The organism is Cupriavidus oxalaticus (assembly GCF_004768545.1).
GTDB lineage: Bacteria > Pseudomonadota > Gammaproteobacteria > Burkholderiales > Burkholderiaceae > Cupriavidus > Cupriavidus oxalaticus_A.
In genome coordinates, this window is sequence record NZ_CP038634.1 from 1,482,563 (window position 1) to 1,505,242 (window position 22,680).

16 protein-coding genes and 1 pseudogene are annotated in these 22,680 nt (G+C 67.9%); 8 read left to right on the forward strand and 9 right to left on the reverse strand.

All coding sequences use genetic code 11. From position 1 onward, the window contains the following. The first annotated feature begins 96 nt into the window (after positions 1 to 96). Positions 97 to 3,294 (forward strand): bifunctional diguanylate cyclase/phosphodiesterase, encoded by a 3,198-nt coding sequence (locus tag E0W60_RS06580; RefSeq protein ID WP_135703418.1) that lies wholly within the window; start codon positions 97 to 99, stop codon positions 3,292 to 3,294. A gap of 79 nt (positions 3,295 to 3,373) precedes the next feature. Here the strand turns inward: E0W60_RS06580 and E0W60_RS06585 are convergent, their stop codons facing one another. Beyond that, complete coding sequence (locus tag E0W60_RS06585; protein ID WP_133097084.1) at positions 3,374 to 3,694, reverse strand: PadR family transcriptional regulator; 321 nt, start codon at positions 3,692 to 3,694, stop codon at positions 3,374 to 3,376. A 533-nt stretch (positions 3,695 to 4,227) separates the two neighbouring features. On the opposite strand from E0W60_RS06585, the gene E0W60_RS06590 reads away from it, so the two are divergent. Further along, complete coding sequence (locus tag E0W60_RS06590; protein WP_135703419.1) at positions 4,228 to 5,154, forward strand: DMT family transporter; 927 nt, start codon at positions 4,228 to 4,230, stop codon at positions 5,152 to 5,154. Between the two features lie 4 nt (positions 5,155 to 5,158). On the opposite strand, the gene E0W60_RS06595 is transcribed toward E0W60_RS06590, so the two are convergent. Both E0W60_RS06595 and fur read right to left on the reverse strand, forming a co-directional pair. Next, positions 5,159 to 5,446: a hypothetical protein gene (locus tag E0W60_RS06595; RefSeq protein WP_133097082.1), complete on the reverse strand. Its 288-nt coding sequence runs from the start codon at positions 5,444 to 5,446 to the stop codon at positions 5,159 to 5,161. Positions 5,447 to 5,499: 53 nt separating this feature from the next. Further along, positions 5,500 to 5,973 (reverse strand): ferric iron uptake transcriptional regulator, encoded by a 474-nt coding sequence (fur, locus tag E0W60_RS06600; RefSeq protein ID WP_240745754.1) that lies wholly within the window; start codon positions 5,971 to 5,973, stop codon positions 5,500 to 5,502. 723 nt (positions 5,974 to 6,696) lie between these two features. Between fur and E0W60_RS06605 the strand changes: the two genes are divergently transcribed. Then, positions 6,697 to 8,067, forward strand: a complete 1,371-nt coding sequence (locus E0W60_RS06605; protein ID WP_135703420.1) for an FAD-containing oxidoreductase — start codon at positions 6,697 to 6,699, stop codon at positions 8,065 to 8,067. A gap of 47 nt (positions 8,068 to 8,114) precedes the next feature. Here E0W60_RS06605 and E0W60_RS38315 read toward each other — a convergent pair. Beyond that, a pseudogene (locus tag E0W60_RS38315) lies at positions 8,115 to 8,273 on the reverse strand (copper resistance protein CopQ); the annotation flags it as partial. A 415-nt stretch (positions 8,274 to 8,688) separates the two neighbouring features. On the opposite strand from E0W60_RS38315, the gene E0W60_RS06615 reads away from it, so the two are divergent. Beyond that, positions 8,689 to 8,868 (forward strand): hypothetical protein, encoded by a 180-nt coding sequence (locus E0W60_RS06615; protein ID WP_240745755.1) that lies wholly within the window; start codon positions 8,689 to 8,691, stop codon positions 8,866 to 8,868. Here E0W60_RS06615 and E0W60_RS06620 read toward each other — a convergent pair. Then, positions 8,865 to 9,794 carry a LysR family transcriptional regulator gene (locus E0W60_RS06620; protein WP_133097080.1) on the reverse strand — a complete coding sequence of 310 codons (930 nt, stop codon included), beginning with the start codon at positions 9,792 to 9,794 and terminating at the stop codon, positions 8,865 to 8,867. The two genes, E0W60_RS06615 and E0W60_RS06620, sit on opposite strands and share 4 nt — an antisense overlap. A gap of 209 nt (positions 9,795 to 10,003) precedes the next feature. Here E0W60_RS06620 and E0W60_RS06625 point away from each other — a divergent pair, with 209 nt between their 5' ends. Next, on the forward strand, positions 10,004 to 11,299 hold the full coding sequence (locus E0W60_RS06625; RefSeq protein WP_133097079.1) for an MFS transporter: 1,296 nt from the start codon (positions 10,004 to 10,006) through the stop codon (positions 11,297 to 11,299). 65 nt (positions 11,300 to 11,364) lie between these two features. Further along, positions 11,365 to 12,114, forward strand: a complete 750-nt coding sequence (locus E0W60_RS06630) for a creatininase family protein (RefSeq protein WP_135703422.1) — start codon at positions 11,365 to 11,367, stop codon at positions 12,112 to 12,114. A gap of 95 nt (positions 12,115 to 12,209) precedes the next feature. On the opposite strand, the gene E0W60_RS06635 is transcribed toward E0W60_RS06630, so the two are convergent. From E0W60_RS06635 to E0W60_RS06645, 3 genes are all read right to left on the reverse strand, one after another. Beyond that, positions 12,210 to 16,595 carry a response regulator gene (locus E0W60_RS06635; protein ID WP_135703423.1) on the reverse strand — a complete coding sequence of 1,462 codons (4,386 nt, stop codon included), beginning with the start codon at positions 16,593 to 16,595 and terminating at the stop codon, positions 12,210 to 12,212. 87 nt (positions 16,596 to 16,682) lie between these two features. Further along, complete coding sequence (locus tag E0W60_RS06640) at positions 16,683 to 17,108, reverse strand: PRC-barrel domain-containing protein (protein ID WP_133097076.1); 426 nt, start codon at positions 17,106 to 17,108, stop codon at positions 16,683 to 16,685. 347 nt (positions 17,109 to 17,455) lie between these two features. Further along, the gene (locus tag E0W60_RS06645; RefSeq protein ID WP_135703424.1) at positions 17,456 to 18,385 is read right to left on the reverse strand and encodes a LysR substrate-binding domain-containing protein; all 930 of its coding nucleotides are present in this window, start codon (positions 18,383 to 18,385) and stop codon (positions 17,456 to 17,458) included. Between the two features lie 187 nt (positions 18,386 to 18,572). On the opposite strand from E0W60_RS06645, the gene E0W60_RS06650 reads away from it, so the two are divergent. After that, on the forward strand, positions 18,573 to 19,592 hold the full coding sequence (locus E0W60_RS06650; RefSeq protein WP_135703425.1) for a DUF1338 domain-containing protein: 1,020 nt from the start codon (positions 18,573 to 18,575) through the stop codon (positions 19,590 to 19,592). Between the two features lie 78 nt (positions 19,593 to 19,670). Here the strand turns inward: E0W60_RS06650 and fusA are convergent, their stop codons facing one another. Beyond that, complete coding sequence (gene fusA, locus E0W60_RS06655) at positions 19,671 to 21,779, reverse strand: elongation factor G (RefSeq protein WP_135703426.1); 2,109 nt, start codon at positions 21,777 to 21,779, stop codon at positions 19,671 to 19,673. Between the two features lie 256 nt (positions 21,780 to 22,035). Here fusA and E0W60_RS06660 point away from each other — a divergent pair, with 256 nt between their 5' ends. Further along, positions 22,036 to 22,665 (forward strand): response regulator transcription factor, encoded by a 630-nt coding sequence (locus E0W60_RS06660; RefSeq protein WP_133097072.1) that lies wholly within the window; start codon positions 22,036 to 22,038, stop codon positions 22,663 to 22,665. Positions 22,666 to 22,680: the final 15 nt, after the last annotated feature.

A 22,680-nucleotide genomic window follows, 5' to 3' on the forward strand; every position in this document is an offset into this window, starting at 1 on the left:
TTATCGCAAGGCACGCAGCCGTTTGCCGGGCGCTGGCCAGCCTGACGGGTTCCGTGGCAGGCGCGCGTCGCTGGCGCCAGACCGTTCACGAAGACCATGAGACTGACTGCGCTTCCCCCTGCCTTGCTGTCGCTGCTGGTCGCGGCAGGCGGGGCGCTGCTGACCGCGGGGGCGTGGCGCCAGGTACAGCAATTCGAGCAGCGGCTGGCCCAGCAGCATTTCGATGCGCGGCTGAGCCAGGCCAGCAGTGCACTGCGCGAGCGCATGCTCGAGAACGAGCGGCTGCTGCGCGGCGTGGCGGGCCTGATGACGGCCAATCCGGCAACTTCGCGCGCGCAATGGCGCAACTATCTCTATACCGCCCAGCTCGATGAGCTGCCGCCCGGCACACAATCGATCGGCTACGCACCGCTGACGGCGCCGCGCCAGGTCCAACCCCTGATCGCGGCCGCGCGCGCCGATGGCCTGACCGATTACCGGATCCATCCCGCCGGCCCGCGCAGGCTCTACGCGCCCATCCTCTACGTGGAGCCGCTGGCCGGGCGCAACGCCCGCGCCGCCGGCTTTGACCTGCTGTCCGAGCCGTCCCGTCGTGCCGCGATGGAAGCGGCGCGCGACAGCGGCGAGCCCCGGCTGACGCGCGGGCTCGACCTGGTGCGCGAGGCCGAGGCGCAGGAGCGCCAGCGCGGCGCGCTGCTGTTCCTGCCGGTCTACGGTGGCGGCGTGGCCGCCAGCACGCTGGCGCAGCGGCGCGAGGCGGTGGTCGGCTATGTCTATGTGTCGCTGCGGCTGGGCGACCTGATGCGCGGGATCGGCGCGCCGGCACTGGCGGACCTGGAACTGTCGCTGCACGAGGGCACGCCTGCCATGCCCGGCCCGCAGCTGTCGGATACGGTTGGTACCGCGGATCGCGATGACGGCAATGCCCCATTGCTGCGCGGCGAGCGCCGGTTCCACTATGGTGGCGCCGCGTGGAGGCTGCGTGCGGCCACGCGTCCCGCGTTCGAGGCGGCATATGGCCCGCGCCAGGGGTATGCCGTGCTGGCCGCGGGCGCGCTCGCCACGCTGGCGCTGGCCGGCATGGCCTATGCGCTGGCACGGCAGCGCCGCACCGCGCGGCAACGCGAGGCGCAGGCTGTCCCCCCCTGGGAAGACGACAATGCCACGCTGCAGGCATGCATGGCGCAATCCGCCGACGGCTTTGTCCTCACCGACGCCAACGGCGTGGTCGTGCGTGCCAGCGAGCGCGCCGGCATGCTGTTCGGCATCGCGCCGCCCGATCTCGTCGGGCGTAGCCTCGATACGCTCGCCCCGGGCGCCACCGGTGTCGTGGAGGGTGCCGATGGCGCTGGCCTGGCCCGCGGCGCCGCGCAGCGAGAGCTGGCCGGCGTGCGTAGCGACGGCAGCCGTTTCCCGCTGCGCGCCAGTGCCGCGCACCTGCCCAGCGCCGAGGGCGGCGACAGCAGCGACAGCGGCGCCCACTGGCTGTGGGCAATCACCGACCTGGAGCCGCAGCAGCGCGCGCACCAGGCCGCCGCGCACCAGGCCGCGCGCTACGCCGGGCTGCTCGACCATGCCAGCTTCGGCGTCATCACCTTCGGCGACGACGGCGTGATCACCAGCGTCAATGCCGCAGGCACGCGCATGCTGTGGTACACCACCGCCGAGCTGGTCGGCCGCATGCCGGTCACCGGGCTGCATCTCGCCGACGAACTGGCGGCGCACGCGCGCGCGCTCAGCCAGGAGCTGGGCGAACCGGTGCCGGCCGGCATGCCCGCGCTGGTCGCCAAGGCGCGGCTCGGGCTGACCGACGAAGGCGAATGGACCTGGGTGCGCAAGGGCGGGTCGCGCCTGCCGGTGCAGGTATCCGTGTCGGCGCTGGCCGCGCAGCCGGACGGGCCGCCGGCAGGCTACCAGGCCATCGCCTACGACCTGACCGAACGCCGCCGTGTCGACGAATACATCCGCCACCTGGCGCTGCACGACCCGCTGACCGGCCTGCCCAACCGCGCCGAACTCAACGAGCGCGCACAGCCCATGCTGCTGCACGCGCGCCGCCACGGCGAACGCGTGGCGCTGCTGCTGCTGGACCTGGACCACTTCAAGCACATCAATGATTCACTCGGCCACCCGGTCGGCGACGACGTGCTGCGCACCATGGCCGACCGCCTCAAGGGCGCGGTGCGCCAGGGCGACCTGGTGGCGCGCATGGGCGGCGACGAATTCGGCGTGGTGCTGGGCGGCCTGCGCGACGACAGCGAGGCCGAGCTGATCGCCGCCAAGATCCAGGCGCGGGTCAATGAGGAACTGCTGGCCGGCGGGCAGCGCCTGCGCGTGACCCTGTCGATCGGCATGGCGATCTTCCCCGAAGACGGCGATTCGCTGACCGAGCTGATGAAGTCCGCCGACGCCGCCGTCTATGCCGCCAAGCAGGGTGGCCGCGCCCAGCTGTGCCGCTTTGCCGCGTCGATGGCGGAGGCCTCGCTGGCGCGCTTCACCATCGAAGGGCTGCTGCGCCGCGCGCTGGCCGGCAATGAATTCCGGCTGCGCTACCAGCCCATCGTCGATACCGCCACGAAAGAGATTACCGGCGTCGAGGCGCTGATCGCCTGGGAAACGCCCGAACGCGGCCCGATGCAGCCGTCCGAGTTCATCCCCATCGCCGAGCAAAGCGGGCTGGTCGCGCCGCTGGGCGAATGGACGCTGGCCACCGCCTGCCGCGAGATCCAGGCGCTGCGCGAGGCGTTGGGCCGCGACATCGAAGTGGCGGTCAATATCTCGCCGCTGCAGCTGCGCCAGGCCGGCTTCCCGGACACCGTGGCGCGCTGCCTGGAGCAGGCCGGCCTGCCGCCGCGGCAACTGGTGATCGAGGTCACCGAAGGCATCCTCGTCGACGGCGGCGAGACCACCATCGAGACCTTCCGTCGGCTGCGCGCGCTTGGCGTGGCGCTGTCGATCGACGATTTCGGCACCGGCTATTCCGGCCTGAACTACCTGACCCGGCTGCCGATCGACCGGCTCAAAATCGACAAGTCCTTCGTCGACGACGTGGCCACGCCCGGCCACGACCAGGCGGTGGCTGCGGCGATCATCGCGCTCGGGCACCAGTTGCACCTGAAGGTGGTTGCCGAAGGGGTGGAAACCGCGGCGCAGTTCGAGTTCCTGCGGTCGCAGGGCTGCGACGGCGTGCAGGGCTTCCTGTTCTGCCAGGCGGTGGCGCCGCACGCCTTGCGCCAGCTGCTGGAGACAGGCCTGGAAACGCCGCTGGCCGACCAGGCCGCCCCGCGGCAATAGGCCGGACACGCCGGACTGCGACCTCGCAGAAACGGGTACGCTCAGTGCGGTTGGGCGGCTTAGTGAATGCGCGGACCGGTCAGGCTTCGCGCGGCGTGTCGGGGGTGGGAAGCTCGGCGTGCAGGCGGCGGTACAGTTCGTCGATGCGCTGGCGGCTGGCCGCCAGTTCCTCGCGGCCGCGCTCGGTCAGCAGGTAGACGCGGCCGATGCCGTCGCGCAGCACGCTTTCGAGATAGCCCTCCATCTGCAGGGCGCGCAGCAGGGGACGCACGGTGCCGATGTCGACTTGGAAGCCGTACTCCAGCAGCATGTCGGCGAGCATGGCTACCGTGGCGGGGACTTCCAGGGCAAATTGCAGGACGTAGACGCGGGCAAGCAGGCCCAGGAACTGTCGTTTCATGAAATCTGGCAACGCGGCAGCCGTACCGGCGGTTGACGCGGGCGGCATGCTGGATGTTTGGGTTTGCGGACGTTGTGCCGCCAACAGCGGAAACGCTGCCGGTAGCCGGGTTTGCCGTGCAGCGTATGGCGGATAATTCACTTTAGACGGCGCAGGCAAAAAAGAAGCCGCCAGGTGCCCTGGCGGCTTGTCGGGAATGCGTCGGAGGGGTCAATTAACTCTGGCGCAGACCAGAGTTTAATTTAATTGAATACGGCTTGTCACCTGTCTGATTCGACACCCCTCCCATGGAGGGGTATGGGTGTAGGCGGTTCGAAGGGAACGCCCTGCAATTGTCTGCCATTGTGCCCAAAAAGGCAGCCTGATGTGAGGTAGATCCCTCAACTGCAGCGAAAAAGCGACTCACATGTGCCGCATTCATCGCATGCAACAAGATGCAGATGTCCGAATCCGGCTTGCGCCCGTGCCACCACCAGCGTCAAATCGCGACACCCTCATCTTGCCGTGGCGACGCAGCTCGCCGCCGCCTCCTCATGAAGCCCGCCGATCTCGCACGCCTGCTCACCTTGGCCGCCATTTGGGGCGCCAGTTTTCTGTTCATCCGCATTGGCGCGCCGGTGCTCGGCCCGATGCCGGCCGCTTTCGTGCGCGTGCTCGTTGCCGCCATCACGCTCGCCGTATGCCTGCCGTTGTTGGGACTGCGCTGGGACATGCGCGCCAAATGGCCGGCGGTGCTCACACTGGGCGTGATCAACTCCGGCATTCCGTTCGCCATGTACGCGGTGGCGGCGCTGTGGCTGCCCGCCGGCTATTCGGCGGTGTTCAATGCCATGACGCCGCTGATGGGCGTCGTGATCGGCGCGCTGGCCTTTTCCGAACGGCTGACGCGCGCCAAGGCGCTGGGCGTGATGCTGGGCGTGGCCGGCGTGGCGGTGCTGACGCGCACCGGCCCGGTCGCGTTCTCGACCGAGCTGCTGCTCGGCGCGCTGGCTTGCCTGGTGGCGACCGCCTGCTACGGCCTGTCCGGCTTCCTGGCGCGGCGCTGGATCACCCAGCGCGGCGGCCTGGACAGCCGCCTGGTCGCCGCCGGCAGCATGGTCGGCGCGACGCTGTTCCTGCTGCCGTTTTGCGCCGCTGCGCTGTGGCGCCACAACACCCTGCCCGAGGCCGGCGCCGGAGTGTGGTGGGCCATGGCGGGCCTTGGCGTGCTCTGCACGGCGCTGGCCTACATCCTCTATTACCGGCTGATTGCCGACCTTGGCCCGGTGCGCTCGCTGACCGTGACCTTCCTGATTCCGCCGTTCGGCATGGTCTGGGGCGCACTGTTCCTGGGCGAGGCGCTATCGTGGGCCCATGCCGCTGGCGGCGCGCTGATCGGCCTGGCGGTGTGGCTGGTGCTGCGGCCGGTGATGGCCGACGTGCCGGCGGCGGCGGCGGTGGGGATGCCGGCGAAACGCTGACCTGTCAGCAAGCCGCCCCTGGGCGCGCTGGCGCTCCCGCCGTCGTTCCCGCGGCGACGTTGTACTGCTCCCGCACCATCATCACGACGCGGCGCGCCTGGCGCCAATGACGGATGGCGTCGGCCTCGGTACGTTCGGGGAAATCGACCTCGGCGCTCCAGTTGCAGCCGGTGTGGTCGGGCCGGTGCACGCACACCGCCCGCAGTTGGCAGTCATGGCAGCCGGGTTCCTGCCTCAGGTACACGCTGAGCAGGCGTTCCAGTTCGGATAGCGGCTTGGTCAGGCGCTTCATGATGGCTCCGTCAGGGCGCGGCATCGCTATGTCTACGCGGACCTCGGGCGCGTTCAGGCTTGCGTGGGCAGCGCCGCGGACAGATGCGTTTCGTCCGCCGCGCCGGCACGGCACTCGGGGCAGACGCCGTACAGCACCAGCATGTGCTCGCGCAAAATAAAGGCGTTGTCGGCGGCCACCTGGCGCTGGCGTTGCTCGATGCTTTCGTCGCGGAATTCCTCCACGCGGCCGCAGGCAACGCAGATCAGGTGGTCATGGTGGCCGCCTTCGTTGAGTTCGAACACGGCGTGGTCGGACTCGAAGGTGTGCCGCAGCAGGATGTCGGCCTGCACCAGCTGGTTGAGCACCCGGTACACGGTAGACAGTCCCGCATCCTCGTCCTGGGTCAGCAGGATGCGGTAGACATCCTCCGCACTGAGATGGCGCCGTGCGCTGGTGCGGAACACTTCAAGGATCCGCATCCGCGGCGACGTAGCCTTCAGGCCCGCGCGCTTGAGGTGGATCGGGCTGGACTGTTCGGATGACATGGCGGATGACATTGGAATGCTGCTGTTGCCCCGCATCGGACAGGGCGGCACCGTGCCCGTCGCCGCGCACGGCGGCGTCGATGGCTTGGCGGGATATTCAGGCTGGAGCGCCAGGGCCGGCCGCGCGCAGCGCTGGCGTCCCTGGCGGCACGCCGTGCCTGCACGACGCGCTGAATAAAAAGGCGGCCTGGCTTGCCTGCGGAAGACGCGATCGGGAAAGCGGGGTCTGGTTGCTTTCCCGATCTTCCGAAGACTGGCTACTGCCAAACGCTCCGCGTGACGGAGCGGTCCCCACAAAAGTCGGTATCGGATGCCGCGTGGCATGGCACGTGGCGGCGTCCGGAAATTCTGTCCTGCCAGGGTTCGGGGCGGTGCCGCTTGCCGCGGCGGCCTCGGTGCTGGCCGGGCTGCCTGGGTGGTGAAGCACCGTGCGTCAGGCAGTGATCGAATAGTAAATGGGAATCGATCTCATTACAAGTGAAATTTTTGCCGATCTGATTTCTGATTGAATCGAGGCCCAGTCACACTGAACTGCGCGGGGCTTCTTCCATGACATGACGCTGGACGGAGCCATCACCTCGCCTGCCTGCCGTGACCCAATTCACCTAAAGTTGACTTTGCTTTGACGAGCGCGCAGCCAGCATCGCTCCCAGATCCACAGCGGGAGCGCACCGCTGCGCTTGGCTTGTGTAGCGGCCCCGGCACAAGGTAAGGAGAAGCGTGATGGCTCAGGTATTCGACGCGATCATCATCGGCACCGGACAAGCTGGCCCCGCGCTGGCCGCGCGGCTGTCCGGCGCAGGCAAGAAAGTGGCAGTCATCGAACGTGCGAACTTTGGCGGCACGTGCGTGAACACCGGTTGCATCCCGACCAAGACCCTGATCGCGAGCGCGTATGCGGCCCATCTTGCGCGGCGCGCGGGCGACTATGGCGTGACGATCGGTGGGCCGGTTGCCATCGACATGAGGCAGGTGAAGGCGCGCAAGGACGAAATCGCCGGGCGCTCCGCCAGTGGCGTGGAACAGTGGATGCGCGGCCTGGCCAACGGCACCGTCTATCAGGGGCACGCCCGCTTCGAAAGCGCGCACACCGTGCGCGTCAATGGCGAACTGCTGGAAGCTGAGCGGATCTTTATCAACGTCGGTGGCCGGGCCCTCGTTCCGCCGATGCCCGGGCTCGACGAAGTGGCGTACCTGACCAATGCGGGCATGATGAACGTTGACTACCTGCCCGAGCATCTGGTCGTCATTGGCGGCAGCTACATAGGCCTGGAGTTTGCCCAGATGTACCGACGCTTTGGCGCCAGGGTCACCGTGGTGGAAAAAGGCCCGCGCCTGATCCAGCGCGAGGACGAAGACGTGTCGGAGGCGGTGCGGGAGATCCTGGAGCGGGAGGGGGTCGAAATCCGCCTCGATGCCAACTGCCTGACTGCCCGCCGGGCGGGAGCAGGCATCTCCGTCGGGCTCGATTGCGCGTCTGGTTCGCGCGACGTCAATGGCTCGCACCTGCTCCTGGCAGTGGGGAGGGTACCCAACACGGCAGACCTGGGACTCGACAAGGCAGGGGTCGAAACCGACGAGCGGGGCTATATCAAGGTGGATGAACAGTTGCGCACCAGCGTCCCCGGCATCTGGGCGCTGGGTGACTGCAACGGCCGCGGGGCCTTCACGCATACGTCGTATCACGACCACGAAATCGTCGCCGCCAACTTGCTCGACAACGATCCTCGCACGGTTGCGGACCGCATCACGGCCTATGCCTTGTTCACCGATCCCCCGCTCGGGCGCGCCGGCATGACTGAAACGGAGGCCCGCCAGTCCGGGCGCAACGTTCTTGTCGGCAGGCGCCCCATGAGCCGCGTCGGGCGCGCCGTGGAAAAGGGCGAAAGCCAGGGTTTCATGAAGGTGGTGGTCGACGCCGACAGCCGCTTGATCCTGGGCGCGGCAATCCTGGGTCTGAACGGCGACGAGGTGATTCACTCCCTGCTCGACGTGATGTATGCCGGGGCGCCCTATACCACCATCAGCCGCGCCATGCACATCCATCCCACGGTATCCGAGCTGGTGCCGACAATGCTGCAGGAGCTGGCATGAGTGGATGGAAATGGCGACAGCCGAAGGTGAGGCGTAGGCCTGCGGCATCAGAGTCCCTTGGTGAACGAGTCCGACTCGCCGGCGCGGGCGCCGTCGGTGTACAAGTCGTAAGCACCGATGCGCGCACCGTCCGTGAACGGATCGGGCTTGCGAGCGGGCGACGCGGACACACCTGTCCGGTCCATGCCGGCCACAACGACTTCTCCTGCGTGGGCGTAGCCGCCCGACAGCGCGGCAGCAACGGTCAGGGTCGTCGACGCAACAACAAGAATACGGGCGAAATGGGAAATCATGATCAGCTCCTGAATCTTGGTAGGAAGAACCTCGTTTGCGGCTTCGCTGGATTGGTGCGTCGCCGTTGGGTTCAATGTAGGAGCCAGCTACTCAACACAGTAGAGCGATGAGTAGCGATTCAATGACAACCGATGGTTGGTAATGGTGGGATTCAGGCCGTGGGCCACGGCCGCTTGCAGCGTTCCGGGCAGGCATGGCAACACTCAAAATGGGGTTGGCTTGCCGCCGGATGCCAATGTGTTCGCTCATCGACACGGGTGCTGCTTTGCAGCAGCTTGGCTTGGTGTAGCGCTCGGCACGATCTCCTGGCAGCCTCAGGTCCTTGCCATGGTGACGCCCATGCGCTTTCGCGGCTATGGCATCCACGTATTGAACGTGAGCGTATCGACGCAGCCAGGCGCCGGGGCCGTGGAAGCCGCCGAGGCCGCGCTGGCCGGGCCACTGATGGAGCTGGCGGCGGCGATCCAGTTGCGGATGCTGCGGCTGGAGAACGAGGGATCCGGCTAATCCGCGCCGGGCGTGGTCCTGGCAAACATGGACATGTGCCGCGTGATATGGCTTAGCAGTTCGAGCGCAGCCGCCGGCAATGGCCGGCCGGCCTTCACCATCAGCCTTGCCTGGGTGCCCATGAACAGCGGGTGATCGATCGGCACGACGGCGAGCGTGCCTGCCGCGATCTCGCGATAGGCGGCAAATTCACCGATCAGCGTCATGAAATTGTTGTAGCCGACGAACTGCTTCAGGGCCGTCAGCGAATTGCTGACCAGCGTCGCCCGGATCGAGATGTTCTCGGCAAACTCCACCATGCTCAGTGCATGACCCACGCCGAAAGATGCCGGCATGATCGCGAGCGGGTAGGCCTGCAGATCCTGGAGGCTGGCCGCGCCGCCGCGCACGGCAAGCGGATGGTCGGGGCGGACCAGCAGGACCACCGGCTGCGCCGCACTCGCGCGGTACTCGACGCGCGGATGGGGCGGCGGATTGTACGCCAGCCCGATATGTGCGCGGCTTTCGGCGACTTCCTGCAGCACGCCGTCCACCGCCAGGATGTCCATGTGGATATCGAGCTTCGGATACCGGGCGCAGAACTGCGCAAGGACTTCGTTGACCAGGAGGTCCACATAGCCTTCGCTCAGCACCAGCCGGACCTCGCCTTGCTGCAAGCCCTTCAGTGAATGCAACTGGTCTTCGAGCTTCTCCTGGTGCGAGCGATAGCCACGCCAGAACTCGAGCAGGTGCGCAGCCGCCGCAGTCGGCTTGAGGCCACGCGGCTCGCGCTCGAACAGCGTCGCGCCGAGTTCTTCCTCGAGCAGCCTGATCTGCCGGGTGATCACGGACGGCGAGGTATTGAGGCTTTCCGCGGCCCCCCGGATGGTGCCGTGAGCCACGACTTCCCGGAAGTATCGCAACCGCTGCTGGTTGATCTCTCGCATGTCGAAACGCTCCGCTTCGCTTTCTGACCGCGCTGACGATACCTGAAGCCGGAGGCCCTTGCGCGGCACTTGCGGCACTCGGCGGAAAATCCGTTGCTCAAAAGGGAACGAACCGTGGACTTAGTTGCTCTTTGCCTGCCCCTCTCCGGCTGCCAGACTTCAGGCCAGAAAAACATGCAGACGACACGCAACCACAGGAGACAGGCAGCATGCTGGCAATTCCCACCTCGAGCGCCGCCGACGGCGCTTCCGACGCTTCCTCGCTGTACAGCAAGATCAACTGGCGCTTGCTGCCTTTCCTGCTGGTCTGTTACCTGTTCGCCTATCTGGACCGGGTCAATGTCGGCTTCGCCAAGCTGCAGATGCAAAGTGACCTGGGCTTCTCCGATGCCGCGTACGGCGTGGGCGCGGGGATTTTCTTTATCGGCTACGTGCTGTTCGAGTTGCCCAGCAACCTGATGCTGCCGCGGGTCGGCGCGCGCAAGACGTTCAGCCGCATCCTGGTGCTGTGGGGCATTACCTCCGCCTGCATGCTGTTCGTGCGCAACGTGCCGACGTTCTACGCCATGCGCTTCCTGCTCGGCGTGTTCGAGGCGGGATTCGCCCCGGGCATGATCTATTACCTGTCGTGCTGGTACGGTCCGCAACGCATGGCCCGCGCCATCGCGATCGTCTTCCTGGCGGGCCCGATCGGCGGGATCGTCGGGGGTCCGGTGTCGGCGTGGCTGATGACCGCGCTCGCCGGCCAGGCCGGTCTCGCGGGCTGGCAGTGGATGTTCCTGGTCGAGGGCCTGCCCTGCATCCTGCTCGGTGTGATGGCTTTGCGGCTGGTGCCGGATCGGCCCGCCCAGGCCAGCTGGCTGAGCGAACAGGAACGGCGCCTGCTTGAAGCCGAGCTGAGTCCCGCGGCGGCGCACAAGCATTCCTTCAAGGCCGTGGCGAAGGACGCGCGGGTCTACGTGCTGGCCCTGGCATACTTCTGCATCATCGCAACCATCTACGCCATCAGCTTCTGGCTTCCGAGCCTCATCAAGGCACAGGGCGTGAACGATACGGTGCAGCTTGGCTGGTACTCGGCCATCCCCTACCTGGCTGCCGCCTTTGGCATGGTCTTCATGGGCCGCAGGTCTGACCGGGTCGGGGAGCGGCGCTTCCACTGCGCGGTGCCTGCGCTGGGCGCGGCGGTGCTGCTGGCGGCCTCGTTTGCAACGGATGGAAACCTGTTCGTGACGCTGGCATTGCTGACGCTCGCCACGATGGGGCTGTGGATGGCCTACACGGTGTTCTGGGCCATGCCCGCCGAATACATCAAGGGTCCGGCGGCGGCGGGCGGCATCGCGCTGATCAATACCATTGGCTTGTCGGGCGGTTTCTGGGGTCCTGCCGTCATCGGCTGGACCAAGGGCGCGACCGGCAGCCTAAGTTATGGGGTGCTGCTGATGGCTTCGCTGCCGTTGCTCGCCGCCGTGATCGTCCTTGCCAACAAGCTGCCGGCCAAGCGCTGAACCTGCGCCAGGCGGCATGAATCAAGTATCGTGTCCGGACGCACCGGAGATCAAAAGGAGTAGCAATGCGCTTGCATCTTTCAACCTGGGCTGAAATCGAGCAATACCTGGCGCGCAGCCGTACCATCGTGGTTCCGATCGGCTCGAACGAGCAGCACGGACCGACCGGGCTGCTCGGCACCGACTGGCTGTGCCCGGAAATCATCGCCAATGAAGCGGAGAAGGGGGCCGATGTCCTGGTGGCACCGACGTTCAATATCGGTATGGCGCAGCATCACCTCGCCTTTCCGGGGACCATTTCCCTGCGCCCCTCGACCTTTATCGCCGCGATCGGTGACTGGGTCCGCTCGCTGGCCGGGCATGGCTTCGAGAAGATCCTGTTCCTGAACGGCCACGGGGGCAATGTGGCATCAATTGAAGCCGCGTTCTCCGAGCTCTACGCCGAGGCGAGCTTCGCCAGGCGCCGCGCGGGCTTCGCGCTAAAGCTGTGCAACTGGTGGGACCTGGAAGGCGTCGGCGAGCTGGCGCGCAATCAGTTCCCGGCTGGCCACGGCTCGCACGCCACGCCTTCCGAGATTGCGATCACTCAGTGGGCTTTTCCGGACGCCATCAAGATTGCCGACTATGCGCCGAAGATCGCACCGTCGGGCCCGATCCGCGAAGCGCTGGACTTCCGCGCGCGCTATCCGGATGGCCGTATCGGCTCCGATCCGGGACTGGCGACGCCGGAAAAGGGTGCCGAGCTGGTCAGGCTGGCCGCGCAAAGCCTGGTGCGCGAACTGGAAGCGTTCGGCCGCGAGTCCATGCCCGCCTGATTCACACGCTGCGCGCCGCGGTGGGGAACGTTGCAGAAGGCCCGCTGGGCCTCCGCCTACGGCGGCTATCTTGCGCCAAGAAGCGCCGCGCACCTTCAGGCTGTCGATGACGGTCGGCTTCCGAGCGCTGTGGCGCCCTCCGCGCTCTCCGTGCCCCCAGGGCCTTCGGCGACGGCGCCCTGCAGCAGGTCCAGCAGCGCCTGCGGCGCATACGGCTTGCGCAGCACCGCGGCGTCGCCCAGCGCCTGGTGCTGGGCCGGCGTCAGCGCCAGCGGATAGCCGGTGGCAAACACGATACGCAGCCGCGGCTGGCGCTGGCGCGCGGCCAGTGCCAGGTCCACGCCCGAGCCACTGGTGCCGCCGTGCAGCGCGACATCGGTCAGCAGCAGGTCGAAGGTGCCGGCGGCAAGCAGTGCCAGCGCCTCGATGTCGTTCTGCGCCTCGGTCACCTCGGCGCCGCAGGCGCGCAGCAGTTCCGCCGTGCTGGCGCGCACCTGCGCGTCGTCGTCGACGCACAGCACGCGCGTGCCCGAATCACTGGGCGCGCGGCCGGCGGCAGCCACAGCCGCTGCCCCCGCGGCACGCTGTTCCCGGTTGGCCAGCACATGGCGGACCCTGCGCGCCAGCGCTTCATGTGTATAGGGCTTGCTGAGCAGTTCGACGCCGGGATCCAGCCTGCCGCCGTGCACGATGATGCTGTCGGTATAGCCCGAGGTGAACAGCACCCCGATGCCCGGCAGCCGCTCGCGCACCTTGTCGGCCAGTTCGGTGCTGCGCAAGGGCCCCGGCATCACCACATCGCTGAACAGCAGGTCGATGTGAACGCCCCGCTCGACGATGGCCAGCGCACCCTGCGCATCGCGCGCGCGCAGCACGTGGTAGCCCAGGCTGGCAAGCATCTCGACCACGGTGGCGCGTACGTCCTCGTCGTCCTCGACCACCAGCACGGTTTCGCCGCCGCCGCGCGCGCGGTCCATATCGGGTTCGGCATCGGGATCCTCGGCCATGTGCACGCGCGGCAGGTAGAGCTTCACCGTGGTGCCGCGGCCGGGCTTGCTTACGATCTTCACATGGCCATCCGATTGGCGGATAAAGCCATACACCATGCTCAGGCCGAGGCCCGTGCCCTGGCCTTCGGGCTTGGTGGTGAAGAACGGCTCGAACACATGTTCCTGCACCTCGGGCGTCATGCCGGTGCCGGTGTCGGTGACCGCCAGCAGCACATACTGCGCCGCCGGCCGCGGCGCGCGCCCGTGCGGCGGCTCTTCCAGCGCCTCGTCGAGCCACGTGTTGCGCGCCTCGATGGTCAGGCGGCCCTGGCCGTGCATGGCGTCGCGCGCGTTGATCGCCAGGTTCAGCAGCGCGTTCTCGACCTGAAACGGGTCGACTAGCGTATTCCACAGGCCGTCGGCCACCACGGTTTCGATCTCGATGCCGTCGCCCAGCGCGCGCCGCAGCATGTCGTCCAGCGTGCGCGCCAGCCGGCCCAGGTTGACCACGCGCGGGGCCAGCGGCTGGCGCCGCCCGAATGCCAGCAGCTGCGACGACAGCTTGGCGCCGCGGGCCACGCCGGCCAGCGCATTGCGCAGCCGCGGCGCGGCGTCGGTATTGCCGGACAGGTCGCGCGCCAGCAGCTGCAGGTTGCCGCCGATCACCTGCAGCAGGTTGTTGAAGTCATGGGCGACGCCGCCGGTCAGCTTGCCGATGGCTTCCATCTTCTGCGCCGTGCGCAGGGCCTGGTCGGCATGGCGCAGCGCCGCCTGGACTTCGCGGTCGCCGGTCACGTCGCGGCCGACGCCGTGGAGATGGCCGTTGGCCGGATCCACCGTCAGGGTCCAGGCCAGCCAGCGCAACGCGCCGTCCGCGCGCGGCTGGCGGCATTCGAAACGCACCGGCGTGCCGTCGTGGCGCAGCGCCGCCAGCTGCGCGGTCACCAGCACCAGGTCGTCCGGATAGATGAACGACAGGTAAGGCCGGCCCAGCGCCTCGTGCGGGGCATGGCCAAGCGTGCGTGTCCAGGCCGGGCTGATGCGCTGCAGGGTGCCGTCGAAGCCGGCCACGATCAGCAGGTCTTCGCTCAGTTCCCACAGCCGGTCGTGGTCAGTCACGGCCTGCGCGATGCGCCGCTCGAGCGAGGCATTGAGGTCCTGCAGGCGGCGCTCGGTGGCGCGCCGCAGCTCTGACAGGCGCAGGTTGCTGGCCACGCGGGCCAGCAGTTCGCGGGCCGAGAAGGGCTTGATCAGGTAATCGTCGGCGCCCGATCCCAGGCCGCTCACGCGCGCTTCCTCGCCGGCGCGCGCCGACAGCAGCAGCACCGGCGTGTCGCGCAGCGCCGGATCCGCGCGCACGGCCTGCACCAGGCCGAAGCCGTCGAGCCTGGGCATCATCACGTCCGACACGATCAGCGCGGGCAACTGGCGGCGCGCCAACTCGAGCGCGGCCTCGCCGTCGGGTGCCACCTCGACGCGGTGGCCGGCGGCATTCAGCAGCCGGCGCATGTAGTCGCGCAGGTCGTCGTTGTCGTCAACCACCAGCACGGTGGCGGGGGCAGCCGCTTCGCCGCCGGGCGCAGGCGCATGTTGCGGGCTGTACTGCGCGTCCTCTGCGGCCATGGCCAGCGCCGGTGCCTCGGCATGCGGCCAGCGCAGCGTCGCGTCCACGTAGGCGCGGGCCTGCGCACTGCTGGCCGCGAGCGCTGGCACCGTGTCCGCCGGCACGTCCCCGGCGGCCGCCACCGGCATCGTGACCGTGAAGCAGGTGCCCTGGCCCTGCATGCTGTCGACTTCGACGGTGCCGCCATGCAGGCGCACCAGTTCCCGCACCAGCGCCAGGCCGATGCCGCTGCCTTCGATCGAGCGGCCCTGCGCGCCTTCGACGCGATGGAAGCGCTCGAAGATGCGCGGCAGCTCGCCGGCCGGGATGCCGATGCCGGTGTCGCGCACGCGCAGCACCGCATTGTCCCCATGGGCCACGATGCTGACGGTGATGCTGCCGGCAAACGTGAACTTGAACGCATTGGAGACCAGGTTCAGCACGATGGTCTCCCACATGTCGCGGTCCACCGCCACCGGCTGCGGCAGCGGTTCGCATTCGACGCGCAGCGACATGCCGGCGCTCTCGACACAGGCACGGAACAGCGAGGCGAGGTCGGCGGTGAAGGCGGCGAGGTCGGTGGGGTGGCGCCGCATGCGGATGCGGCCGGCCTCGATGCGCGAGAAGTCGAGCAGCGCGTTGACCAGCTTGAGCAGGCGCATGCCGCTGCGGTGGGTCATCTCCAGCAGCGAGCGTTGTTCGTCGCCGGCGCTGTCGTCGCCAGTGCCGGCGCGCCGCAGCAGCTCTTCGAGCGGTCCCAGCATCAGCGTCAGCGGCGTGCGGAACTCATGGCTGATGTTGGAGAAGAAGGTGGTCTTGGCGCGGTCGATCTCGGCCAGCGCCTCGGCACGCTTGCGCGCTTCCTCGTAGGCCTGCGCCGAATGCATGGCCGCGCCGATCTGGCCCGCCACCAGGTTCAGGAAGCTGCGGTAGCGCTCGCCGAACAACCGGTACGGGTTCAGCCCCACCACCAGCACGCCGCGATGCGAGGCGCTGCCCGACGGCGCCACCGGGATCACCGCGGCCGCATCCGTGGGCACACCCCACGCGCCGGCGGGCAGCGGCGCGGCAAAGCGCGTTGCCAGCTGCTCGATCAGCGCCGGCTGTTGCTGCTGCAGGACCTCGGCCACCGGCCACGGCGCCATGCCTTCGAGCGAGATCGCGGGCGGTGCGGCGGGGTGAGCAGGATCGATGCCGCTGGCGACCACGCGCTGCAGGTCGGTGGCGCCGGGTTCGGCGATGTAGAGCAGCGCGAAGACGATGTCGCGCGGGTCCGATGCCAGCGCGCCCATGGTGCGCTCGCACGCCTGGCGCCACGAACGCGCGTCGGTGGCCGCCGCGGCCACGTCACGCAACACATTCAGTTGTCGCTCGGCCAGGACGCGCTCGGTATCGTCGCTGTTGGCGCAGATGATGCCGCCGGTGCCGCCGTGGTCGTTCGGCACGGGGCTGTACGAAAAGGTGTAGTAGGTCTCTTCCGGATACCCGTTGCGCTCCATGATCAGGAGCTTCTGCTCGACGAAGGTGCCCTCGGCACCGGTCATCGCGGTGTCGAGCAGCGGGCCGATTTCCGGCCAGATTTCACGCCAGACCACTGCGGTCGGCTGGCCCAGCGCGCCGGGGTGCTTGCCGCCGATGATGGACTTGTAGGCGTCGTTGTAGAAGAAATGCAGCGCCTCGCCCCAACCGATCCAGATCGGCTGGCGCGAGGTCAGCATGATGCGGATGGCCGTCTTCAGGCTGTGCGGCCACGCCTGCGGCGGCCCCAGCGGCGTGGCGGCCCAGTCGTGCGCGCGGATCAGCGCGCCCATCTCGCCGCCCCCGGCCAGAAAGCCAGGCATGTCTGGGCAGGCGGGCGCTTGCGGCCCGATGCCGTCGGGTCTGCTCATGGTGGTCTCCCGAGCCGCGCCTGCGCTGCGCGCGCGTCCCGCAAGACTTTGCCTAGCCTGGTGGCGCAATGCAAGCTGCGCCGGCGCCTACAGCGGCGGGTTCACCCAGTACGGGTCCCGCCCGTAGTACTCGTGCAGCGACTTGCCCCACTGCGGATCGGCCATGGCCGGCCAGCTGTCCTTGTTGAAGCCGGGGGCGGACTTGATCCGATCCGCCGTCACGGCGATCCGGAAGCACTTTTCGTCGGTGTCCATCACCAGGGCGTTCCACGGGATGGCGTGCAGCGTATCGCCAATGCCGAGGAAGCCGCCGGCCTTCAGCACCGCGTAGGCGATGCGGCCGTGCGGCACGTCCAGCATGATCTCGGAGATCGTGCCGACGTGTTCGCCGTCGGACGAGTACGCCTTGGTGCCGTCCAGGCTGGATGCCGCCATGACTTCCGGACCGGGGCCTTCGCCCACGCCCGAACCGATGATGGCCGCGCCTTGACTGCTGGGAGATTGGGTTTGCATGTTGGGCTCCTTGTGCCAATGAACTCAGGAACATGGAGCGTGCGCAATGACCATGCCTGCACCGCGGGCGGCGCCGCAGCGGGCCACGCAAGGCTGTTTTGCCGCGTCGGGCGCGCGGCAACGTAATTCTTTCGCGCCGGGTTTGCAAAAATGCGCGCCGGGACGGCCGCGTTCAGAACTGGTGGCGCATCCCCAGCATGACGTCCACGCGCGTGCTGCCGTCCACGCCGGCGGCCGGGGTGCCGGCCCGGTATTCGGTCTGCCGGCCGACGACAGGCGCTGGTTTTCCTGGTCGATGCGGGCACCCAGGAAAGGTGCCGTGTCTGGCGCTGCACTGGCGAATCGCGTCAGCCTTCTGCAGGGGCGGCCGGCATGTCGCGCGACAGGCCCAGGATCCAGCCGCGGAAGGCCGCCAGTGCCTCCGATTCCGGCCGGCCCTCGGGGTAGGCGAAATAGTAGCCCTGGTCCTGGTCCTGGTCCTGGTCCAGCATGCGGGCCAGCGGCGTCACCAGCTGCCCGGTCTGCAGCTCGCGCTCGATCAGCAGCCGCGGCGCCAGGCCGATGCCGAGCCCCGCGGCGGCGGCGGCCGTCATCATCGTGAACAGCTCATAGCGCGGCCCGCGCGAGGCGGCCAGGCTGAAGTCCCAGCCCTGCGCCGCGTACCAGTCGCGCCAGGCGTTGGCGCGCGTGCTCAGGTGCAGGTGGCGGCAGCGTGCCAGGCTGGCGGCATCGGTGACGGCATGGTCGGCAAGGAAGGCCGGGCTGCACACCGGCACCATGCCGCCTTCGCGGAAGATCACGCCGCCGCGCGTGCCGGGCCAGAACTGGTCGCCGAAATAGATCGCCGCGTCGTAAGCGCACTCCTGGAACGAAAACGGCTGCGAGCGCGCCGACAGGTTGACGGTGACGTTGGGATGGCGCCGCGCAAAGTCGGGCAGCCGCGGGATCAGCCACTGCGTGGCGAAGGTGGGCACCACCGCCAGCTCCAGCGTGAAGCCCATGGCGCGGCCGGTGCTGATTTCCAGCGTGTCGCGCTGCAGGTGGTCCAGGTGCCGGCGGATGCGCGCGGCGTATTCGCGCCCGGTCTCGGTCAGTTCCAGGCGCCGCCGCACGCGCGTGAACAGCGCCACGCCCAGGCGTTGCTCGAGCTGCGCCACCTGCCGCCCCACCGCGCTGTGCGTCAGCGCCAGCTCGGCTGCGGCGCGGGTAAAGCTGCCCAGCCGTGCCGAGGCTTCGAAGGCCTGCAGCGCGCCCAGGTTGGGGATGTCGTTTCTCATGGGACGGCGAGGAAGGGAGTGCGACAGTATAAACAGCGGCGAGGCACCGGAGGTCGTGCGCCGCGCGCACAACGTTGTGCGCAATGCGCGCTTGTGCCCGGGCGGCGCGGGCCACTATCCTGCCCCGCGGATCGTTGCCATATTGCCCGCCGGGGTGAAAGCCGGTCCAGCCCACTTCCAAGCGCCCATGTCATCCAATATCTCCACGCTCCTCACCGCCAACGTCGGCGCCACCCGCGCCGCGCAACTGATGTCGCTGGTCACGCTGCCGGCCAGCCTGCCCCAGGACCCGCAAGGTGCTACCCGGGCCGAGATCGCCCAGGCGCTGAACATGGTGCTGTTCGGCGGCATCCTGGAACGCGTGCCGACCGGCCGCGCCTACACCGATGACGTCGCCGCCGCAGGCGGCAAGGTCACCTTCGACCACGGCGCGCTGCGCACGGTCAAGTGGCGCGACAACGGCGCGCTGCCCGAAGGCGAGGCCGCCTTTACCCGCATCCTGCGGCCGTTGGGCTACGTGCTCAACGGCACCTATCCGCTTGACCGCATCGGCATGACCGGGCGCTCGTACGCCCACGCCGATGCATCCGAGGACATTGCCCAGTTCTTCGTCAGCGAATTCCATCCGGAGCGCTTCAGCGAAGACTTCCGCGCCGCAGTCAGCCGCGTGACCGGCAGCTCCGCCGATCCGCTGACGCCGCGCGCGCAGACGCTGCTGTGGCAACTGGAGCGCGACGGCGCGCTGGCAGTGGCCGACGGCGCTGAACTGGTCGGCTTGCTGGTGCCTTGCTTCGAGCGCCAGCACGCTGCACCACGGCTGGCCGACTACGAAGCGCTGCTGCGCGAATCGGCCGAAATGGCGTGGATCGCCACCGAAGGCAATGCCTTCAACCACGCCACGGACCGCGTCGACGACGTGTTTGCGCTGGCCGAGCAGCAGAAGCAGCTGGGCCGGCCGATGAAGGACAAGGTGGAAGTGTCGGGCAGCGGGCGCGTCAGGCAGACGGCGTTCCGTGCCGATACCGTGCGCCGCACGTTCGTCGGTGCACAGGGCGAGGCCGTGGAGCGCGAGGTGCCGGGATCGTTCTACGAGTTCATCACGCGCGAGCGCTTTGCCGAGGCCGAAGCTGCGCCGCAGCGTTATGACCTCGGCTTTGATGCGGGCAATGCGCAGGGGATTTTCAGGATGACCGCGGCGGCGTGCTGAGCGCGAGTTGGGGATAGCCGTCGACTCCGCAGGTTGCGTGCTCCCTCTCCCGCTTGCGGGAGAGGGAGCGAACCATCGCTAGCCGAGCTTCTTCGCCGAAATCACCGCTTCGGCAACGTTGGCCGGCGCCTCGGCATAGTGCTTGAACTCCATGGTGAACGTCGCGCGACCCTGCGTCAGCGAGCGCAGCGTGGTCGAGTAGCCGAACATCGTCGCCAGCGGCACTTCGGCGCGCACGATCTTGCCGCCGCCACCGGCGATGTCTTCCATGCCGTGCACCATGCCGCGGCGTGACGAGAGGTCGCCCATCACGTTGCCGGTGAATTCCTCCGGCGTTTCCACCTCGACCGCCATCATCGGCTCCAGCAGCGCCGGGCGGGCCCGCCGCATGCCTTCCTTGAACGCCATCGAGCCCGCCATGCGGAAGGCATTCTCGTTCGAGTCCACATCGTGGTACGAGCCGAACACCAGCGTGGCCTTGATGTCTACTACCGGGTAGCCCGCCAGCACGCCCGACTGCAGGGTCTCGCGGATACCCTTGTCCACCGCCGGGATAAATTCGCGCGGCACCACGCCGCCCTTGATCGCATCGACGAATTCGTACCCGGCGCCGTGCGGCATCGGCTCGAGGTTCAGCACCACGTGGCCGTACTGGCCGCGGCCGCCGGACTGCTTGATGAACTTGCCCTCCACGTCCTTGACCGGCTGGCGGATGGTCTCGCGGTAGGCCACCTGCGGCTTGCCCACCGACGCTTCCACGTTGAATTCGCGGCGCATGCGCTCGACCAGGATTTCCAGGTGCAGCTCGCCCATGCCCGAGATGATGGTCTGGCCGGATTCCTCGTCGGTGTTCACGCGGAACGACGGGTCCTCCTGCGCCAGGCGGTTCAGCGCAATGCCCATCTTTTCCTGGTCGGCCTTGGTCCTGGGCTCCACCGCCTGCGAGATCACGGGTTCGGGGAAGCTCATGCGCTCCAGGATGATGACCTTGTCCGGGTCGCACAGCGTATCGCCGGTGGTCGCCTCCTTCAGCCCGACCGCCGCGGCGATGTCGCCGGCGCGCACTTCCTTGATCTCCTGGCGCACGTTGGCATGCATCTGCAGGATGCGGCCGAGCCGCTCGCGCTTGGACTTGAGCGGGTTGTAGACGGTGTCGCCGGAATTGACCACGCCCGAATACACGCGGAAAAAGATCAACTGGCCGACGAAGGGATCGGTCATGATCTTGAACGCCAGCGCCGAGAACGGCTCGTCATCGCTCGGATGGCGCTCGGCCTGGCGGTCGTCCTCGGTGTGGCCGAGGATGGCGGGCACGTCGGCGGGCGAAGGCAGGTAGTCGATCACCGCGTCGAGCATGCTCTGCACGCCCTTGTTCTTGAAGGCACTGCCGCACAGCATCGGCACGATCTCGTTGGCGATGGTGCGCTTGCGCAGGCCACGCTTGATCTGCTCTTCGGTCAGCGCCTCACCCGACAGGTAGCGCTCGAGCAGGGCCTCGTCGGCCTCGGCGGCGGCTTCTACCATCTTGTCGCGCCAGGCCTGCGCGGTCTGCAGCAGCTCGGCCGGGATCTCCTGGTACTCGAAGCGCACGCCCTGGCTGGCATCGTCCCAGACGATGGCCTTCATCTTGACCAGGTCGATCACGCCCAGGAAATGGTCTTCGGCGCCGAGCGGGATCTGGATCGGCACGGCGCGCCCCTTGAGGCGGTCGGCGATCTGCGCATGCACGCGGAAGAAGTCCGCGCCGACGCGGTCCATCTTGTTGACAAAGGCGATGCGGGGCACAGCGTACTTGTTGGCCTGGCGCCAGACCGTCTCGGATTGCGGCTGTACGCCGCCGACCGCGTCGTAGACCATGCAGGCGCCGTCGAGCACGCGCATCGAGCGCTCGACTTCAATGGTGAAGTCGACGTGTCCCGGCGTATCGATGATGTTGATACGGTGTTCGGGGTAATTGCCGGCCATGCCTTTCCAGAAGGCGGTGGTGGCAGCCGACGTGATGGTGATGCCGCGCTCCTGCTCCTGTTCCATCCAGTCCATGGTGGCAGCGCCATCGTGCACTTCGCCCAGCTTGTGGTTGACGCCCGTGTAGAACAGGATGCGTTCGGTCGTCGTGGTCTTGCCTGCGTCGATATGCGCGCTGATGCCGATGTTGCGGTAGCGCTCGATGGGGGTCTTGCGGGACACAGTGTTCTCCTGGGTAACACCTCCGGAATAGAGTAGCACCACTGGAACTTTGCCGTTGTCCCTGCAGCACGCAGGGGAACGCGCGCGAGCGGCGCATGGCCCTGCATAACCCGGTGCTCGGCGTCTGAGGCGAGCCTAGGGGCGAGCTGCATTACCTTGCGGAATCCTCCCATCCTGCGCGCCGCCTTGCCTCCCTATACTGGCCCTGCATCGCGCCGGCCGATGCCCCGACATACCCATTCACGCGAACCGACGCATGACCACCATCCTGATCGTTGACGACCACCCGGCGATGCGGCTGATTCTCAAGACCCATCTGCTGCAGCTGCTCGGCGTCGATGAAGTGCTCGAGGCCGACAACGGGCAAAGCGCGCTCGAGCTGGTGCGCGCGCGCATGCCCGACCTCGTGCTGCTCGATCTCGACATTCCGCGTTCCAGCGGCCTCGACGTGGCGCCGCGCCTGCGGGCGATCCATCCGCAGGTGCGCCTGCTGGTGGTGACGGCGCTCGACCCGGCGGTGTTCGTCAGCCGCGCGTGGCAGGCTGGCGCGCAGGGGTTTGTCAGCAAGACGCAGGACCTGAAGGAAATCCTGCGCGCGGTCGAGTCGGTGCTGGCCGGCTATACCGTGTTCCCCGCGATGGGGCGGGACGGCGGCTCGCGCCACGCGGTTTCCGCCGACGACGAGATGCTGCGCCGGCTTTCCGACAAGGAACTGGTGGTGCTGCAGATGCTGGCGCGCGGCATGTCGTACAAGGCCATCAGCGCCAGCCTGTTCATCAGCAACAAGACCGTCAGCAGCTACAAGGCGCGCATCATGGCCAAGCTGCAGGTGTCGTCGCTGGTGGAACTGGTCGACTTCGCGCGCCGCTGCCACCTCGCCTTGTAGGCGCCAGTCGCCAGC

Coding starts and splice junctions, on each gene's coding strand:
- E0W60_RS06580 (WP_135703418.1), top strand. CDS start 97: ATGAGACTGACTGCGCTTCCCCCTGCCTTGCTGTCGCTGCTGGTCGCG.
- E0W60_RS06585 (WP_133097084.1), bottom strand. CDS start 3,694: ATGAAACGACAGTTCCTGGGCCTGCTTGCCCGCGTCTACGTCCTGCAA.
- E0W60_RS06590 (WP_135703419.1), top strand. CDS start 4,228: ATGAAGCCCGCCGATCTCGCACGCCTGCTCACCTTGGCCGCCATTTGG.
- E0W60_RS06595 (WP_133097082.1), bottom strand. CDS start 5,446: ATGAAGCGCCTGACCAAGCCGCTATCCGAACTGGAACGCCTGCTCAGC.
- fur (WP_240745754.1), bottom strand. CDS start 5,973: ATGTCATCCGAACAGTCCAGCCCGATCCACCTCAAGCGCGCGGGCCTG.
- E0W60_RS06605 (WP_135703420.1), top strand. CDS start 6,697: ATGGCTCAGGTATTCGACGCGATCATCATCGGCACCGGACAAGCTGGC.
- E0W60_RS06615 (WP_240745755.1), top strand. CDS start 8,689: ATGGTGACGCCCATGCGCTTTCGCGGCTATGGCATCCACGTATTGAAC.
- E0W60_RS06620 (WP_133097080.1), bottom strand. CDS start 9,794: ATGCGAGAGATCAACCAGCAGCGGTTGCGATACTTCCGGGAAGTCGTG.
- E0W60_RS06625 (WP_133097079.1), top strand. CDS start 10,004: ATGCTGGCAATTCCCACCTCGAGCGCCGCCGACGGCGCTTCCGACGCT.
- E0W60_RS06630 (WP_135703422.1), top strand. CDS start 11,365: ATGCGCTTGCATCTTTCAACCTGGGCTGAAATCGAGCAATACCTGGCG.
- E0W60_RS06635 (WP_135703423.1), bottom strand. CDS start 16,595: ATGAGCAGACCCGACGGCATCGGGCCGCAAGCGCCCGCCTGCCCAGAC.
- E0W60_RS06640 (WP_133097076.1), bottom strand. CDS start 17,108: ATGCAAACCCAATCTCCCAGCAGTCAAGGCGCGGCCATCATCGGTTCG.
- E0W60_RS06645 (WP_135703424.1), bottom strand. CDS start 18,385: ATGAGAAACGACATCCCCAACCTGGGCGCGCTGCAGGCCTTCGAAGCC.
- E0W60_RS06650 (WP_135703425.1), top strand. CDS start 18,573: ATGTCATCCAATATCTCCACGCTCCTCACCGCCAACGTCGGCGCCACC.
- E0W60_RS06660 (WP_133097072.1), top strand. CDS start 22,036: ATGACCACCATCCTGATCGTTGACGACCACCCGGCGATGCGGCTGATT.